General features: G+C 62.9%; 10 protein-coding genes. 8 read left to right on the top strand and 2 right to left on the bottom strand.

Features of this window, described 5'->3' with window-relative positions; translation table 11 throughout:
• Nucleotides 1–44: 44 nt before the first annotated feature.
• Nucleotides 45–2,024, bottom strand: a complete 1,980-nt coding sequence (gene thrS, locus FFV09_RS01530) for a threonine--tRNA ligase (protein WP_141446045.1) — start codon at nucleotides 2,022–2,024, stop codon at nucleotides 45–47.
• A 511-nt stretch (nucleotides 2,025–2,535) separates the two neighbouring features.
• Between thrS and FFV09_RS01525 the strand changes: the two genes are divergently transcribed.
• Nucleotides 2,536–4,566: a coiled-coil domain-containing protein gene (locus FFV09_RS01525; RefSeq protein ID WP_141446044.1), complete on the top strand. Its 2,031-nt coding sequence runs from the start codon at nucleotides 2,536–2,538 to the stop codon at nucleotides 4,564–4,566.
• Between the two features lie 1,110 nt (nucleotides 4,567–5,676).
• On the opposite strand, the gene FFV09_RS01520 is transcribed toward FFV09_RS01525, so the two are convergent.
• On the bottom strand, nucleotides 5,677–7,287 hold the full coding sequence (locus FFV09_RS01520; RefSeq protein ID WP_141446043.1) for a choice-of-anchor I domain-containing protein: 1,611 nt from the start codon (nucleotides 7,285–7,287) through the stop codon (nucleotides 5,677–5,679).
• 383 nt (nucleotides 7,288–7,670) lie between these two features.
• On the opposite strand from FFV09_RS01520, the gene FFV09_RS01515 reads away from it, so the two are divergent.
• From FFV09_RS01515 to FFV09_RS01485, 7 genes are all read left to right on the top strand, one after another.
• Nucleotides 7,671–9,284, top strand: a complete 1,614-nt coding sequence (locus FFV09_RS01515; RefSeq protein WP_141446042.1) for an amidohydrolase — start codon at nucleotides 7,671–7,673, stop codon at nucleotides 9,282–9,284.
• Nucleotides 9,285–9,300: 16 nt separating this feature from the next.
• Nucleotides 9,301–10,521, top strand: a complete 1,221-nt coding sequence (gene cntE, locus FFV09_RS01510; protein ID WP_141446041.1) for a staphylopine family metallophore export MFS transporter CntE — start codon at nucleotides 9,301–9,303, stop codon at nucleotides 10,519–10,521.
• A gap of 99 nt (nucleotides 10,522–10,620) precedes the next feature.
• Nucleotides 10,621–11,631 carry a helix-turn-helix domain-containing protein gene (locus FFV09_RS01505; RefSeq protein ID WP_141446040.1) on the top strand — a complete coding sequence of 337 codons (1,011 nt, stop codon included), beginning with the start codon at nucleotides 10,621–10,623 and terminating at the stop codon, nucleotides 11,629–11,631.
• Nucleotides 11,632–11,806: 175 nt separating this feature from the next.
• Entirely contained in the window at nucleotides 11,807–12,430 is a 624-nt protein-coding gene (locus FFV09_RS01500) for an MptD family putative ECF transporter S component (protein WP_141446039.1), read from the top strand.
• Nucleotides 12,431–12,464: 34 nt separating this feature from the next.
• Entirely contained in the window at nucleotides 12,465–14,297 is a 1,833-nt protein-coding gene (locus FFV09_RS01495; protein ID WP_141446038.1) for an ABC transporter ATP-binding protein, read from the top strand.
• A complete protein-coding gene (locus FFV09_RS01490; protein ID WP_141446037.1) occupies nucleotides 14,278–16,014 on the top strand; it encodes an ABC transporter ATP-binding protein in 1,737 nt (578 codons plus the stop codon). The genes FFV09_RS01495 and FFV09_RS01490 overlap by 20 nt, the downstream gene beginning before the upstream one ends.
• Nucleotides 15,999–16,721: an energy-coupling factor transporter transmembrane component T gene (locus FFV09_RS01485; RefSeq protein ID WP_141446036.1), complete on the top strand. Its 723-nt coding sequence runs from the start codon at nucleotides 15,999–16,001 to the stop codon at nucleotides 16,719–16,721. Before FFV09_RS01490 ends, FFV09_RS01485 begins: the two co-directional genes overlap by 16 nt.
• The last annotated feature ends 4 nt before the right edge of the window (nucleotides 16,722–16,725 follow it).

The following is a 16,725-nucleotide window of genomic DNA, read 5'->3' as shown; positions in this document are numbered from 1 at the left end:
GGGTATACCGGACGATCGAGATTCGGGATTTTGGCTGCCCGGGCTTAGCTGCCGACGGACTGCGCTTTGGCCGCGAGTTCGCGGAGCAGATCCTGGATCGCTGCTTGAAGCGGCCGCGCAAGCTGGGCTTCGTCGCCATAGCGCCGCACGTTCACGCTGCCAGCTTCTTTTTCTTTTTCCCCGACCACGAATACGTACGGAATTTTATCCTGCTGCGCCGCCCGCATTTTGTAGCCGAGTTTGTTGCCGCTCATGTCCGCTTCGGCCCGCAGGCCGGCGTCGCGCAGAGCTTTGCGGACTTCGAACGCGTAATCGTCGTAATGCGCCGATACCGGCAGCACGCGGACCTGGACAGGCGACAGCCACAGCGGGAAGGCGCCGGCGTAATGCTCGATCAGAATGCCGATGAAGCGGTCGATCGACCCGTAGATGGCGCGATGGATCACGACCGGCCGGTGCTTGCCGCCGTCTTCGCCGATATACGACAGGTCGAACTTCTCCGGCATCTGGAAATCGAGCTGGATTGTGCCGCACTGCCAGCTCCGCCCGAGCGCGTCGAGCACGTGGTAATCGATCTTCGGTCCGTAGAAGGCGCCGTCGCCTTCGTTCAGCCGGTACGCCGCTCCGCGGTCGTCGAGCACGTGGCGCAGCGCGTTCTCCGCTTCGTCCCACAGCTCCTGCGAGCCCATGGAATCGCTTGGGCGCGTCGACAGCTCGATCCGGTAATCGAAGCCGAACACGCGGTACATGCCGTCGATCAGATCCATGACCCGGCCGATCTCGTCTTCGATCTGGCTGGGGAGGACGAACAGATGCGCGTCGTCCTGGCAGAACGTCCGCACCCGCATCAGACCGCTGAGCGCGCCCGAGTATTCGTGGCGGTGCACCTGGCCGAACTCCATCATCCGGATCGGCAGGTCGCGGTAGGAATGCAGCTCGTTTTTGTACATCAGCATATGGCCCGGGCAGTTCATCGGCTTGAGCGCGAACGCTTCGTCGTCGACTTCGGAAAAATACATGTTGTCCTTGTAATGATCCCAATGCCCGGATTCTTCCCACAGGCGGCGGTTCATCATGAACGGCGAGCGGACTTCGTCGTAGCCGCCGCGCAGCTGCACGCCGCGCGAGAACTGTTCGAGCTCCGTGCGCAGCGTCATGCCGTTCGGCAGATAGAAAGGCATGCCCGGCGCTTCGTCGGAAAACATGAACAATTTCAGCTCGCGCCCGAGTTTGCGGTGATCGCGCTTCTTCGCTTCTTCGAGCAGGCGCAGATGGTCGTCGAGCTGTTCTTTGCGGGGAAAAGCGGTACCGTAGATCCGCTGCAGCACCGGGCGGTCCGAATCGCCGCGCCAGTAAGCGCCAGCGACGCCGAGCAGCTTGAACGCTTTGAGCCGGCTTGTCGACGGAAGATGCGGGCCGCGATCCAGATCCGTGAATTCGCCTTGTTCGTACAGCGAAAAAGTTTCGCCTTCCGGCGCGTCTTCGATCATTTCGAGCTTGAACGATTCGCCGCGCTCCCGGTAAAAAGACAGCGCTTCTTCGCGCGAGACGACCCGGCGGCGGATCGGCAGGTTTTGTTCGGCGATGCGCCGCATTTCGCGTTCGATCAGAGGGAGATCGTCGGAGGACAGGGCAGACGGCAGATCGAAATCGTAGTAAAACCCGTCCTGGGTATTCAGACCGATCGCAAGCTTGACCTCCGCTTCGCCGTACAGCCGTTTGACGGCCTGGGCGAGCAGATGGGCGGCGCTGAGCCGGTAGATCGGCAGACTGTCCGCGTCGCCGGGAAGCAGAATCTCAAGCGAAGCGGAGTCCGGCACCGGTTCGTCGAGATCGACGAGGCGGCCGTTCAATCGGGCGGCGACGGCATTTTTGCCGAGCGACGTCCCGGCGGAGCGGGCAATTTCGAGCACGGACGTGCCCGGCTGCACCCGGCGAATATCCCCGTTCGGAAACGTGATCTCAATCGGGGCGGACAAGGACTTTGCGGCGGAGCTGGATAGGGAATCGGATCGTTCGGACATGCGGCATTCCTCCAAGTATAGTGGGATGGCGAGCGCAGACGAGCTTCCGGAGAACGCAAAAACGCACTCTCCCCGGAAAGGGACGAGTGCGCTCGGCTCGTGGTTCCACCCTCATTCGGTCCCGGTACCCGGAAGCTTACGCTTCAAGGCAAATCCGTGACCCTTACTTGGGATCCGTTAACGGGGATCGGGCGGCGGAAGCTAAAAGCCGCCGTGCGCGTCCACTCAGGACGGGCATCGGGCGCGGCGTTCGCTTGCGCGGCTGCGAAGAGGTAATTCCGGGCCGCTTACCGAAGAAGCTCACAGCAATCGCTTCTCTCTCTGGACGGTGCGCACGGGGAATGTTGACTCCGGTCAAAGCCGAATGGTTCGTTGGTTCTGAATTATAGGCGGCAAATCGCGAAAGGTCAAGCATAAAGTAAAAAAAGCGAACGAGCGGCGATTTGAACGAACCCCCGCGGGAGGGTATGATAGAAGTATACGAATTATACGGAAAAAAGGAGGGCTGGTCATGTACGGACATACTTTTGCCCAGGCATTGTGCAAGTTGGGCGGCGACGAGTTGAGGCTGGTCTACGTCTTATGCTGCGACACCGCGGTTCAGGAACTGCTTGTCTCCAAAATTCGCGATTTCCTCAAGCGCGAGCCCGAGCGGTTTACCGCGCAGCTTCAAGAAAAAGTGCTCGCTTACCGGGAATGGAGCGACGACGAGCTGCGGCTCGCCATTTTGCTCGAATTGGCCAAGCGTTCGCGGCTGCACGGAGCGCCGCTGACGACCGCGGCGGAGCTGGAGGAATTTGCCGGCGGGATCGTCGAGCAGATCGAACTCGGGGCGGCGGAAGAAGATCGCGCCTATTTCACTTACCGCGAAGAACACCCGGAATCGAGCGCGCTCGAAGCGTTGATCGATTACCAGATCGAACAATGGACCGAAGGGCTCGGCCGGCTGCTCGATGCCGCTCCGCAGTCCGAATGGGAGGAGTATATCCGGCGAATCGAACCGCTGCTGCCGGAAGGAATGTCGGAGCTGTGGGCAACCGCCGCTTGGCCGAATGGCGGCGCGGCGGGAAGCGGAATGGCGGGAAGCGGAATGGCGGGAAGCGGAATGGCGGGAGAAGCCGGAATGGGAACGGCGGCAGAAGCCGGAACGGCGGCCGGAACGGGAAGTTCGCCGTCGGCCGCGGCCGCGGGCGTTCCGCCGCGCGGCGAAGGAGCCGACCTGTCGGCTTTCGAAGACCGCGCGCCCGAATGGGAGCCGTTCGGCGGCGAAGATTATCCGCCGGGCATCGCCGAATCGCCGGGAGCGGCGGAAGCGCTGCGGCACGCGGGCGAAGCTGCGCCGCTTCCCGGCAGCCAGGCGGCAGACGCCGAATGGGAACGCGCGCTTGGCGGGCGAAGCGATTCCGGCGCGGCTTCGACCGCCGAAGCCGCGGGAGCCGTGCCGGGCGTGCGCCTGGATAAGGCGCAATCTTCGGCCGCCGGCGGGGCAGGCGGCGATGATGCCGGGGCGGCCGGTTACGAGGCCGACGGCGAAAGCGAACGGCCGGACGACGCGCAGCAGGCGTCCGGACCGCCGCGTCCGAGCGGCGTCAAGCTGCTGCTGGCCGCTTTGGAGTCGCGCAAAGGCTACGCCTACTACGAGACGCTGATGTCGCTGCTGGCCGCGGCGGAAGGGCTGCTCGGCATCGGCGGGATGCCGGATCTGTACGGCCGCCGCGTAAGCTTCCTGGCCGTCTCGGCCAGTCCGGTGTTCCTGCACGTGCTTCCGGGCGGAAGCAAAAGCGCGCCGCGGACCCTGTACCGCAGCCTCAATCCGCAGCGCCGCCGTCTGCCGCTGCTGCTCGTGCAGCTGTTCCTGCCGGAGCTCGTCTCGGAAGACGAGCACGACGCGGACTACGAGCCGATGCTTGCGCTGTGGCGCGCGCGTGCCGAACAGCACGGCACGTTCAAGAGCGAAATCGCCGAAGAAGATTCGCATATCGACTATTACAAGCGCGAATCGGCCAGCTGCGCCGAGCAGCTCGAAGCTTCGAAGACCGAGCGGGCGGGGTCCGAGAAACGGATCTTCGAAATCCGTGGTTCGCTCGTGGACAAGCTGCGGGCCAGCAGCATGCAGCTGCCGTATATTTCCGATTCGTTCGACCGGCTGTTGGCGGAATACGCCGACAACCGCCAGCGGATCGCCGACGCGGAAAATTCCCGTCAGGAACGCGGCCAGGGCTTCGCCGGGCTGCTGAAGTATACGCTGAATTACGCGACGTCCAGCGTCACGCTGATCGACCTTCGCCGCAAACAGGACCGCCTGTTGGAGCGCATGGCCGACGAAGCGCTGCACAACGAAGGCGAATGGGGCCAGGGCGAACGTTACGTCGTCGCCGCCGAACGCGAACGGATCGCGTTCCTCGATGCCGAGATCTCGCGGCTGGAGAAACTGCAAGCCGAGTACCGCGAACAGCTGCGCCGCTCCGAACAAGCCCGCAAAACGCTGGAGCAGAGCAAGAAAAAGCTGGAGAAGCAGGTCTACGGGTTGATGGATTTGTAAGCCTGTATGTAAGCCGAATCGGCTTCGTTACGGCTGCGCCGCGTTTTGGCCAGAGCGGGCCGATTCTAACCAAAACGAACCGATTCGAAAAAGCTGCGCCGTTTGGGCGCCGGCCGGCCTGAACACTTGAGCATGCCCGCCGTACGCCAAACTTCATACTTTCGTCTGTTTTCTCGCGAATAACTGCGTGAGAACAGTTATTTTGCCCGAATTGTCCGTATAATGCGAAATAACGTCCTGAGAGCAGTTATTTTGGCAACCAGACACGGAACCCCCCATTTTTCGCGAAAATAACTGCATCTGCGCAGTTATGGGTAAGGCCGGCCGTGTGTTGGCGAAAATAAGTGTATCTGTGCAGTTATTTGTGGCGCCGGCTGCGTGTTGGTGGAAACAGGTGCATTTGTAGAGTTATTCGTGCTCCAAATGGCCAGTTGGCGAAAACAAGTGAACTCAATCCGTTGATACGGCTGTACCTTGGAAATGCGAAAGGTTTTCGCAGATGCAGATGCAGCCGGATTACCTCAACCTTCATACTTCTTCGCCAAACCGGCTTTCGAACGTCCGTGAATCGGGATGAAGGCGCCGAAATGGAAACGGAGTCGTTGAAATCGGACGCAGCCAAGCGGGAACGGAGCCGCTTGGAACCGATTAGCTGCCTGAAGTTTGCGTATCCATGCCGAAAAAGGCGAACATGTTCAAAAAGCCGGAGTCCCTCAAAAGGGACTCCGGCTTTTTCGCGATGATCGCGGTTCGCGTTGACGCGGTGCGGTATCGTGCATTCGTTGCGACAGGGCAGGGCGTCGCATAGCGAGTTCGTCTCCGCAAAATTCAACGCCTCGCCGCCACCATGCCGGGTTCCACGGCCCGCCGACCGCCCCGCTCAGCGACTGAACGCTCCGCTCAGCGTCCAACCGCGCCGCTCAGCGACTGACCGTTCCGCTCCGCGTCCAACCGCCCCGCTCAGCGACTGACCGCCCCGCTCCGCGTCCGACCGCTCCGCTCAGCGTCCAACCGCCCCGCTCAGCGACTGACCGCCCCGCTCCGCGACCAACCGCCCCGCTCAGCAACTGATCGATCCGCTTAGCGGCCAACCGCTCCCGACCGCACCGCTCAGCGGCCGGTCGGCGCGTAGAAGCTGATCGTGCCGGTGCTTTCGTCGGCGCTGACGAACAGGTCGCGGCCGCTGACGCGGTGGATGCCTTCCGGCGATTTGCCGGCGGTCGGGATCAGGCCCAGATATTTCGGCTTCGCGGCGTCCGCGATATCGAAAAAGAGGACGGCGTCCGCGCGTTCCGCGGCGACGGCGAGCAGGGAACGTCCGTTCACGATGGACGTTGTGAGGTTTTCCACCTCGCTGCCTTTTTTCCCGCTGCGGTCGTCGGGGTAGAGGCCGGCCGCAGCCGCGGCTGCATCGACCCGATTCAAGCTGTCGTAGACCAGCTTGCCGTCGAGGTCCCATACGGCGATGCCCCGACCGCCGGCGCTTACGCCGTCTTTGAACTCGTTGCTGCCGAGATCGCCTTCGTTGGCGGTAATGAGATGCCGCCCGTCCGGCGTGAAGGCGATGCCGTCCGGCTCGAAACGTCCGGTCAGCGTGCCGGAGAACGAGACGACGCCGTCGTCTTCGAGATCGGCGGCATGCCGGGTCGTGCCGAGAGCGAACACTTTCGTCACTTTTTTGGCGGCGAGGTCGACCAGAGCGACGGCGTTGTTTTCCTGCAGCGTTACTGCGGCCAGCTTGCCGCCTGGATCGATCGCGACGTACTCCGGCTGGGGTTCGTGCGGATAGACGGTGCCCGGCACGGCGCTCAGGTCGACCGGCAGATCGGTCAGCGTACCGCTCAGCGCGTCGCCGCCGGCGAATTCCAGCACGGATATGCTGCCCGGCCGCTTGGCGTTCGGATAATCGAATTCGTCCGTCTTGGGATCGAGTTCTTCGTCCTCGATCGCGATCACGGCATAGGTGCCGTCCGGCGAAACGGCGATCGAATCCGGTCCGATACCGAGCGGGTACGTCTTGGCGATCCGGTACGTTTTCAGGTCAACGATGGCCAGGAAGCCGGGATTCGCAAGCTGCATCGTATCGCCGCCGCGCACGGCGGCCAGCGCGTATTTGCCGTCCGGCGTCACCGCGACGCTCGTCACTTCCGCGTCTTTGGACAGCGATTTGAAGCTCACGCTTTGGATCAGCGAAGTCCGGCCGATATCGGAGATATTCAGCACGCCGATACTGCCCTGATCCGCTTCCGTCACGATTAAGCGTTGTCCGTCAGGCGTGGACGCTGCGATCTCCGCTTTGCCGGACGGCATCTGGAACGAAGCGCTCAGGGCGAACCCGGTCCGGTTCTGGGCTGCGGCCGCCGCGCCCTGCAGCGCCTTCAGCGTCGCCGGCGAGACGTATACCCGGCCTTTCTCGGCGTAAGGCGCCGCATCCAGCTTGATGCTCTGGCCGTTCAGCGTCATCGACGTGCCGCCGAGCTTGAGCGCCGCGGCAACTCCCGCCGAGCGAATGTCCACGCGGCCCGCGGCCGCGTTCCATTCGGCGGTGCCGAGCATGTTCTGCACGGCGGTGCGCAGCTGCACCGGGGTGTCCGCTTCGGCGGCGCGCAGTTCGCCGGCGCTTAGCGTCAGGACGCCGGAAGCGAGCGTAAGCGTGCCGACTCCCAGCAGGAAGCGGCGGATTTTTCGGGACAGCGTTGGGGTACGGCGTTTTCTTTTCATGTACAGGCTCCTTTTTCGGTCCAAGGTCTGGGTGAGATGAGATGAGATGAAGTAAAATGAAGGACAAGCTTGCGAACGGTTTTTTTCCATACTGCCCGTATCACTGTCCGTGTCAAGCTGCCTAACTATGTAAAAAGTTCCGCGGATACCGGTAAAAAGCCCGCAGACTTCTGCCATTGTAAAGACGGAATGTATGCCGGGTGTCAAAAACGAAGATGCTTTTTGTAAACGTCTTCCGTGAACGCCCTGCGCAGCAGCCTGCCGCGAATGTCCCGCCCTTGGAGACCGGTGCCGGGTTCGTGCGCATATGATAGACTTGGACAAGAACCGAATCGGGCAGCGGCACAGCCGATCGGCAAACGGATCAAGAGAGGAAGAAGCCTATGACAGAGCAGCAGTATCAGGGAACCTTGTTCAAAAACGGCCGGATCGGCCTTGGCGCTTCGCCAAGCGGAGCGGACGCGGTCTATGCGGAGAACGGCATGATCCGGGCGATCGGCACTTCGGCGGAGCTTGCGCTTCAGCTGTCGGGCCGGCCGCACGAAGTCGTCGATTGGGCGGGGGCGCACGTGCTGCCCGGCCTGACGGATTCGCATATGCATTTGTCGATGCAGGGCGTGAAGCTCGAAGCGCTGGACTTTTCGGAGACGGCGTCCAAAGAGCAGATGCTGTGGCAGGTGCGCGAACGCGCGGCGAAGACGCCGGACGGGGAGTGGATCTTCGGGCTGAACTGGAACGAGAACGCCTTCTCGCCGGCCGAGGCTCCGACGCTCGACGAACTGGACGAAGCGGCGGGCAGCCGCCCGCTCTATTTGACGCGCACGTGCTTCCACGCTTTTCTCGCCAACCGCGAAGCGTTCCGGCGCGCGGGCGTTACCGCGGACACGCCCGATCCGCCGTCCGGCGCGCTGGGACGAAACGAATCCGGCGAGCTCAACGGCTGGATCTACGAAGAAGCGTCCAAGCTGCTGACGGCCGTGCAGCCGGAGCCGGATTACGCAGCCAAAAAAGCGGCGATCCGCCGGGCCTGCGAATATGCGCTCAGTCTGGGATTGACGGCGGCGCATACGGAAGATTTGCGCTATCTCGGCGGAATCGACGTCATGCGTCGTATTCACCGCGAGCTGCGCGAAGAAGGTCTGCGCTTCCGCTCGCATCAGCTTGTGTTCCACGAGTATCTGGACGAAGCGGAAGCGCTCGGGCTGAGAGCGGGCGACGGCGACGAATGGCTGCGCATCGGAGCGGCGAAGATTTTCTCCGACGGAGCGATCGGCGGGCGGACGGCGCTGCTTAACGCGCCGTACCATGACGCGCCGTCCACGATGGGCATGGCGATCCATCCGCGGGAGCGGCTGCACGGGATTACGGCCCGGGCACGGTCGCTCGGTTTTCCGATTGCCGTGCATGCGATCGGCGACGGCGCGGCGGGTCTGACGCTCGGCGCGATGGAAGCTTATCCGCTTGCGGGGATCACTTCGCTGCCGGACCGCTTTATCCATGCGCAGGTGCTCGATGCTTCGCTGCTGGAGCGGATGACGAAGCTGCAGCTGATCGCGGACATTCAGCCGCGCTTCGTCATCAGCGATTTTCCGTGGGTGCTGGAACGCGTCGGACCGGAGCGGACCGACTATTTGTACGCGTGGAAAAAAATGATGGACGCGGGCGTGATCTGCGCCGGAGGCAGCGACGCGCCGATCGAGCCGCTTAACCCGCTGCTCGGGCTGCACGCGGCCGTGGCCCGGCGCCGCCCCGGCAGCCTGGAGCCGGCGGAAGGCTATCTGCCGCAGGAGCGGCTGAGCCTGGAACGCGCGCTGTGGCTGTTCACCGAAGGCAGCGCGCTCGCGGCGGCCGAAGAGAACGAGCGCGGACAGATCCGGCCGGGCTTCGCGGCCGATTTTACCGTGCTGAACCGCGATATTGCCGCCGGCGAAAACGAGCTGACGCAAGCCCGGGCGCTCATGACCGTCGTGAACGGCCAAGTCGCTTACCGGGCGTGACCGGGGAGGATCGGCATTGAGCCGCACCGGGCCCGCTTCGGCGGCTTTTATCCGTCTGTACGGACTGTCTTTCGTATTCTTTTTCGCAAATTCGGTGCTGACCGTCGTGCTTCCGCTGCGCGGCGCGCAGGCCGGGCTGGAATCGGGCGCGATCGGCCTGATGATGAGCACGTATATGCTGACCTGCATGCTGCTGCGCCCGCTCGCGGGACAGTGGATCGGCCGGTTCGGCCCGCTTGCGGTCATGCGCGGACTGCTGGCGGCGCATGCGCTCACGCTGCTGCTGTTCGCGGTCTCGGACATCGGCGGATATGTCTGGCTGCGGGCGATGCAGGGCGCGGTGACCGCTTTCTTCTCCATGGCGATGCAGGCGGGCATCGTGGAGAAGCTGGCCGATCGCGATCGCGGGCAGGGATTGTCGCTCTACACGCTCTCGACGATGCTGCCTTCGCTGGCCGGTCCGCTGCTTGCGGTGGAACTGTGGGAGCGGGGCGGCAGCTTCGGCTTCGGCGGAGTCATGGTGCTGCTGGCCGCGGCGGCGGTCTGCTCGGGCTTCGCGCTACCGCTGCCCGGCGCGTCCGGGCAGCGGTCGACGTACACGCTGCGCGGCATGCTCGGCTCGTTCGGCGAGATCCGGCGCAGCCGCGCGCTCGGCGTCAGCACGCTGATCATGCTGCTGGTGTCGTGCGTGTTCGGCGCGCTGGCGACGTTCTTGCCGCTGTACATGATCTCTTCGGGCATCGGCAGCGCGGGCTTGTACCTGGCGCTGCAGGGCGCCGTCGTCGTGCTGTGCAGGTTCGTGTTTCGCAAAAAAATCCCTTCGGACGGACGCTTCGGCACCGCGCTGATCGCCGGGCTGCTGCTCTGTTCGGCGGCGGGCACGCAGATGCTGGCGATGCCGCAGACTTTCGGGCTGCTGCTGTACGTCTCGGCCGCCTTCAACGGGATCGCGCTGGCGTTTCTGTATCCGGCGCTGACGACGTATCTGTCGTTTGCCCTGCCGGCCCGATCCCGGTATACGCTGATGGGTCTGTTCATGTCGGCGTACGATCTGGGTTTCTCGCTCGGGGGACTGGCGCTGGGCGCGGTCGCGCAGTATTTCTCGTATCCGGCGGTGTTCGGCTGCTGCACGGGACTCGCGCTGATCGCCGCCGTCGTCGCGCTGCTTAACGGCCGCTCGATGCAGCCGCGTTCGGGCGCGGCTGCCGCGGAGAACGGGCCGGGCGGAAGTAGCTAAGTGGAATACCGGAAGAAAAGGCCTCGGGCAGGGCCTTTTTTTGTGCTATACTGAGAATCATTATCAAAGGCGAGACGCTGAGAAAGAAGGAGAGTCCATATGACTACCATTGTGCAGCCGGCCGCATTCGTGGTCAGCAATATTCATGAATCGGCATGCGGGATCAGCGAGTCGTTGAACCGGATGTACCGCTCGGGATCGTCGCCTTCGGCAAGCGCGGACCTTGCCTCTGACGTCGGGCTGGGCGCGTTCGAAAAGTCGAGGTTGAACGCTTCGCTCGAACTTCGCGCGTGCCACATGACGTTCGACCGGGCCATCGTCATGCGCAGCCGGGAATACGATCCCGGGATCAGCTGGAGTTTTTGTCTCGGGGAAGAAGTGGAATGGTCGACGCAGGGACCGCAGGGCAGCGTGTCTTACCGCCTCAACGAAGCAGAGATGCTGATCTCCGGCGCGGGCGGCTTCGACAGCACGGGCGGCTACGAAGCGGGCAAAACGTACCGGGGGCTTTGCCTGAGCATGGACCGTTCCTTCGTGGACAGGCTGCAGGAAGCGGGCGGTACGTCGCTGCCGGGCAGCTCTCTTTTCGCAGGACCCGTATTTCGCAAAGAAGGTCTGTCCCCGTCGATCCGCCGAATCGTGTCGGACATGGCGGGCTGCACGTACGCGGGAGATTTGAAGCGGTTGTATCTGGAAGGCAAAGCGATCGAGTTGGCGTCGGTCTATATCCACGAGACGTCGATGCGCGCACCGGCTGCTTCCGGCTGGTCCCGAACGGAACGGGAAGCGCTCGGCAAAGCCCGGGACATTCTTGACGCCCGGTTGACGGATACGCCCGGCATTCGCGAATTGTCGCGGCTCGTGTCGTTGAACGAGTTCAAATTGAAGCGCGGCTTCAAGCAGCTGTTCGGCAGCTCGATTCACGCGTACGTGATCGAACGACGCCTGGAAGAAGCGTATCGGCTGCTGTATACGGGGCGCATGAATGTGACGGAGGCCGCGTTGAGCGCAGGCTTCGGCAAACCGAGCCATTTTGCGCAAAAATTCCGGGAAAAATATGGCGAAGCGCCTTCGAGCTTTTTGGCCCGGCAAAAAGCGTTGGAACGCTAAGCATCGGATGGCGGCGAGAAAATCCCGATTGAGGTCGTTTTCCTCCCGTTTTGGGTCGCGCGGCCGTGTACCCCATGCGAAAATAACATTCATGCGAGAGCGGGCAGAGCGGACAAGGCTGACGTACTGCCTGTTTTTAATCGTAATGATTATTTTTCTCAGAGGGGGATGCAAAATGCAAAAAGCTGCGGATTTGAACGCGGGACGTACGGCACTGTTGACCAGGGATTATATTTTGATCGGGGTCTTCTCCATTTTGATCTATATCGTCAATGCGGTCGTGGGGATGGCTGCCATGCCGTTTCTGGGGCTTACGGCCATGCCGCTGATCGGCGGTATCTGTCTGCTGTTCTCGACGGTTGTGTACCAGGTGATGGCGATCAAAATCGGCAAACGCGGCGTTCTGCTGCTGTTCGCGATCGTCACCGGTCTTTTCTACACGCTGATGGGTGTGCCGTTTATGCTGCCTTTTATGGCTTGTGCGGGAATCGTCGGCGAGTTGGCGCTGCTTGGCGGAGGCCAAGCGGCTTACCGGAGCTTTATCCGCCAGGCCGCCGCGTTCGGGGCGTACGGAGTCGTCTACGGCATGGGTTCGTTCGTCATGATCTACGTGTACAGCGGAGCGGCGCTTGCCGACATGTTCGCGCCGGATACGCTTGCGCTTATGGTCGGATTTGCCTATTCGCCCGTATGGATGATCGGCAGCATGGCGTTCTCGTTCGTCATGGTGCTGCTCGGTAGCGTGCTGGGCAGACGCCTGCTGCGCAAACACTTCATCAAATCGGGGCTTATCCGTTGAGCGCCGCGGCGATTGGAGAGGAGGTTCGAGCTCTATGCGCAGCAAATCGGAATTGTCCGTTCTGCTTGATCTGGCCGGCAGCCGCAAAGGACTGCTGATCGCGGCGAGCTTGCTGTCGATCGTGTCCGGCCTGCTGCAAATCGTTCCGTTTATCGTGGTGTACCGGATCGTCGATCAGGTGTTCCGCGCCGCCGGCCAGCCGGAAGCGCTGGACGGTCCGGCGCTGACGCGCTTGGGATTTGCGGCGCTGGCCGCGCTCGCGGCTGCGTTGGCCGCTTTGTACGCGGGAGCGATGTGTTCGCATATTGCGGCGTTCCGGATCTTGTACGCGCTCAGGGTGCGGCTGTCCGAACACGTGGCGAAAGTGTCGATGGGGTACCATGTGCGCACCCCTTCCGGCGAACTCAAAAAAATTATCGAAGTGGCGGTCGAAAAGATCGAGAAATTTATCGCGCACCAGCTGCCCGATACGGTGAGCGCCGTCGCGCTGCCGCTTGTGCTGATCGGCTATTTGTTCGTGCTGGACTGGCGGATGGCGCTCATTCTGTGCGTGCCGATCGGAATCGGGCTTGCGATCCAGGCCCGTATGTACGGCAGCGCGGACGCCCAGGGGCATTACCGGGATTTTCAGCACGCCGGGGAAGAGATGAACGCGACGGCGGTCGAATATGTGCGCGGCATGCCCGCCGTCAAAATCTTCGGGATTACGGCCGCTTCTTTTTTGACGTTTCGCCAGGCGGTGGATCGGTATCGGAAGATTTCGCTCGACATTACGGACCTGTTCAAAGGAGCGTACAGCCTGTTCGCGGTGCTGATGGGTTCGTTGTTCACGTTTGCCGTGCCGATCGGCGTGCTGCTGCTGGGGCGGCATCCGGGCGACCAGGCGTTTGCCATTACTTTTATTTTGTTCCTGCTCGTGTCGCCGAGCTTGTCCGCGCCGCTTGTGAAGCTGATGTACGTCGGCAGCGGACTGCGCGAAGTGTCGGAAGGGGTTCGCCGTATTCAAGCGGTGTTCAACGAGCCGATCGTCGCGGAACCGGAGGCGCCGAGACGTCCGTCGACGTACGACATTACGTTCGACAACGTGGTATTCGACTATGCGCAGCCCGGCGCGCCGGCTGGCCGGCCGGTGCTGGACCGCATCGGCTTTACGGCCCGAAGCGGCGAGATGACCGCGCTTGTCGGTCCGTCGGGCGGCGGCAAATCGACGATCGCGAACCTGCTGCTGCGCTTCTGGGAAGTGCGGTCCGGCGAGATCGCGATCGGAGGCGTGCCGATCCGGGAGATCGGGACCGAGCAGCTGATGGATCTGGTCTCGTTCGTGTTCCAGGACGTGCACCTGTTCTATGACACGATCGAAGCCAATATCCGGATGGGCAACGAGGCCGCAAGTCACGCGGACGTCGTGAACGCGGCGCGTATCGCCTGCTGCCATTCGTTTATCGAGCGGCTGGACGACGGGTATCGGACCGTGATCGGGGCAAACGGCACTTATCTCTCCGGCGGGGAAGCGCAGCGGATCGCGATCGCCCGCGCGCTGCTCAAGAACGCGCCCATCTTGGTGCTCGACGAAGCGACGGCCTATACCGACGCGGAGAACGAGCATGAGATCCAGCGCGGGCTGGCCGAACTGATCCGGGGCAAGACCGTGCTGGTCATCGCGCACCGCCTGTCGACGATTCGGGGAGCCGAGCAGATTCTCGTCATCCGGGGCGGACAGATTGCAGAGCGGGGCCGCCACGACGAGCTGCTCGGACTGGGCGGCTTGTACGAGCGGATGTGGCGGGCGCACCGAGCGGCTTCCGACTGGAAAATCGGCGGCGCGAAGCGGAAGGAGGACGGAGACGATGAAATCGTACTTGCATAACCTGACGGCGGGCCAACCTAGAATGCTGCTGCCGTCGGCGCTCTCGGCCGTATTGGACGGTCTGGTCAAAATCGTGCCGGCCGTCCTGCTGGTCGATTTGTTCAACACGCTGTATCGGTCTTTCGCCGATCCGGCGGCCGGGCTGGACCTCGCCCGGATGTGGATCGTCTGCGTCGTTATGCTAGTGTGGATCGGTATCGAATATGCGACGTTTTCCATGCTGTACGACAAAACGTATCGAGCGGCTTACCTGACGGCGGCGCAGGGACGGATGGAGCTGGCCGAACATCTCCGCCGGCTTCCGCTCGGATTTTTCGGCAAAAGGGACCCGGCGGACCTCACCAATCTGCTGCTCAGCGATTACGCGCAGGTCGAACATACGATTTCGCATAACGTGCCGCAGCTGATCAGCGCGGTCATGCTGCCGACGCTCGCGCTGTGCGGGCTGCTGTTTCTGGACTGGCGCATGGCGATCGCGCTGTTCGCGGCGCTGCCGATCGGCCTGCTGCTGCTGTGGCTGACCGACCGTCTGCAAGCTCGGCTGAGCGACAACCACGTCCGGGCCAAAAACGAAGCGGCGAGCCGTCTGCAGGAATATTTGGGCGGCATTCGGGAGATCAAGGCGCATCATGTCGGCGGCGCGCGTTTTGAACGTCTGCGCCTGTCGTTCGACGCGCTTATGCGGGCGTCGATCCGTCTGGAAGGCGTGATGGGGCCGCTGATCATGGGCGCGATGCTGCTGACCCGTTCGGGCATGACGCTCATGATCGTGACCGGCACGTACGTGCTGGCCGGCGGGACGTTGACGCTGCCGACATTTCTGCTCTTCCTGCTCGTGGGCAACAAAGTGTTCGAACCGCTGACCGTCGTGCTGATGAATTACGGCGAAATCCGGTATTCGGCGTTCAGCGCGGCCCGCATCATGGACGTCCGGCGCGAGAATCCGCTGCCGGGCGATCAGCCGGCGGAGCGGGGCACGATCGAATTCGATCGCGTCCGGTTCGGCTACGAAGCGGGGAAGCCGGTGCTGCGCGATCTGTCGTTCACGATCCCGCCCCGGACGATTACGGCTCTCGTCGGTCCTTCGGGGAGCGGCAAAAGCACCGTTACCCGGCTGATCGCCCGCTTCTGGGAAGTCGACGGCGGCGAGATCCGGATCGGCGGGCAGCGTATTCGGGACTGCGATCCCGAGCGGCTCTTGGAACATATTTCGGTCGTGTTCCAGGACGTATACCTGTTCCGGGACACGATCGGGCGCAATATCGGCGTCGGGCGCCCGGGAGCGACCCAGGAGCAGATCGAGGAAGCGGCCCGCCGGGCCTGCTGCCACGAGTTTATCCAAGCGCTGCCGCACGGCTACGACACGCCGGTCGGCGAAGGCGGTTCGACGCTGTCCGGCGGGGAGAAGCAGCGCATCTCGATCGCCCGCGCGCTGCTCAAGGACGCGCCGATCGTACTGCTCGACGAAGCGACCGCGTCGCTTGATCCCGAGAACGAACAGTCGGTCCAGCAGGCGATCAACGAGCTGGTTCGAAGCAAGACGGTCATCCTGATCGCGCATCGCCTCAAAACGATCCGCGGCGCGGATCGCATTCTCGTTCTCGACGACGGCCAACTGCGCGAATCGGGGACGCATGACGAACTCGTGGAGCAAAACGGCCTGTATGCCCGATTGTGGAAACTGCAGGAGGAGGCGGGAGCATGGAGTCTCAAATGAGTGCGAGAAGACGGAATCGGACCGTCAAGCTCGATCCGCGCACGCAGCTGATCGCGGTCGGATCGGCGGGCCTTGCGGTCGCTTTTTGTCCGCCGTTAGGCGCACTGCTGCTGACGGGCGTGCTGGCCGCGTATGCCGCCCTGCAGGGATACGCCCGGCAGGGGGCCGGATTTTTGGCGGTCGCCGCGCTGCTGTTTGGCGGACATCAAGCGGCCGCCGCCTCGCCGGGCACCTTGTCCGGCTTCCTGATTTTTATATTCGGATTGCTGCTGCGCCTCGTTCCGGTCGCGCTGTCGGCCTATCCGCTCAGCCGGGTTCCGGCCGGGCGGCTGATGGCGGCGCTGCAGCGGTGGAAGCTGCCGCCCGGCCTGCTGATCGCGCTCGTCGTCGGACTTCGGTTCATTCCGATGCTGCGGCTGGAATACGAAGCGGTGCAGACGTCGGTCCGCCTGCGCGGATTGTCCGCGGGGCGGCTGTCCAATTGGCGCCGTCCGCTGCGGATGTTCGAATACCGGATCGTGCCGCTGATGGTGCGCAGCCTCAAGATCGCGGACGAGCTGGCGGCTTCGGCTTCGATCCGGGGCATGGAAGCGCCCGGCCGGCGAAGCAGCGTGTACGCCGTCCGGATGAACGGATTCGATTACGCGGCGCTGCTTGCGATCGCGGGCTTGTCGGTGTGGGGCTTGGCATGGAATATGGGAGGGTGAAGGA

Origin of the sequence: Saccharibacillus brassicae, from assembly GCF_006542275.1 — a bacterium.
In the GTDB taxonomy this organism is placed as follows: domain Bacteria; phylum Bacillota; class Bacilli; order Paenibacillales; family Paenibacillaceae; genus Saccharibacillus; species Saccharibacillus brassicae.
This window is presented reverse-complemented; position numbering and strand designations above follow the sequence as displayed.

What these genes read in the sequence shown, in the direction of transcription:
- FFV09_RS01505 (WP_141446040.1), top strand. Translation starts at nt 10,621, where the DNA reads ATGACTACCATTGTGCAGCCGGCCGCATTCGTGGTCAGCAATATTCAT.
- FFV09_RS01520 (WP_141446043.1), bottom strand. Translation starts at nt 7,287, where the DNA reads ATGAAAAGAAAACGCCGTACCCCAACGCTGTCCCGAAAAATCCGCCGC.
- FFV09_RS01490 (WP_141446037.1), top strand. Translation starts at nt 14,278, where the DNA reads ATGAAATCGTACTTGCATAACCTGACGGCGGGCCAACCTAGAATGCTG.
- FFV09_RS01495 (WP_141446038.1), top strand. Translation starts at nt 12,465, where the DNA reads ATGCGCAGCAAATCGGAATTGTCCGTTCTGCTTGATCTGGCCGGCAGC.
- FFV09_RS01485 (WP_141446036.1), top strand. Translation starts at nt 15,999, where the DNA reads ATGGAGTCTCAAATGAGTGCGAGAAGACGGAATCGGACCGTCAAGCTC.
- FFV09_RS01515 (WP_141446042.1), top strand. Translation starts at nt 7,671, where the DNA reads ATGACAGAGCAGCAGTATCAGGGAACCTTGTTCAAAAACGGCCGGATC.
- thrS (WP_141446045.1), bottom strand. Translation starts at nt 2,024, where the DNA reads ATGTCCGAACGATCCGATTCCCTATCCAGCTCCGCCGCAAAGTCCTTG.
- FFV09_RS01500 (WP_141446039.1), top strand. Translation starts at nt 11,807, where the DNA reads ATGCAAAAAGCTGCGGATTTGAACGCGGGACGTACGGCACTGTTGACC.
- FFV09_RS01525 (WP_141446044.1), top strand. Translation starts at nt 2,536, where the DNA reads ATGTACGGACATACTTTTGCCCAGGCATTGTGCAAGTTGGGCGGCGAC.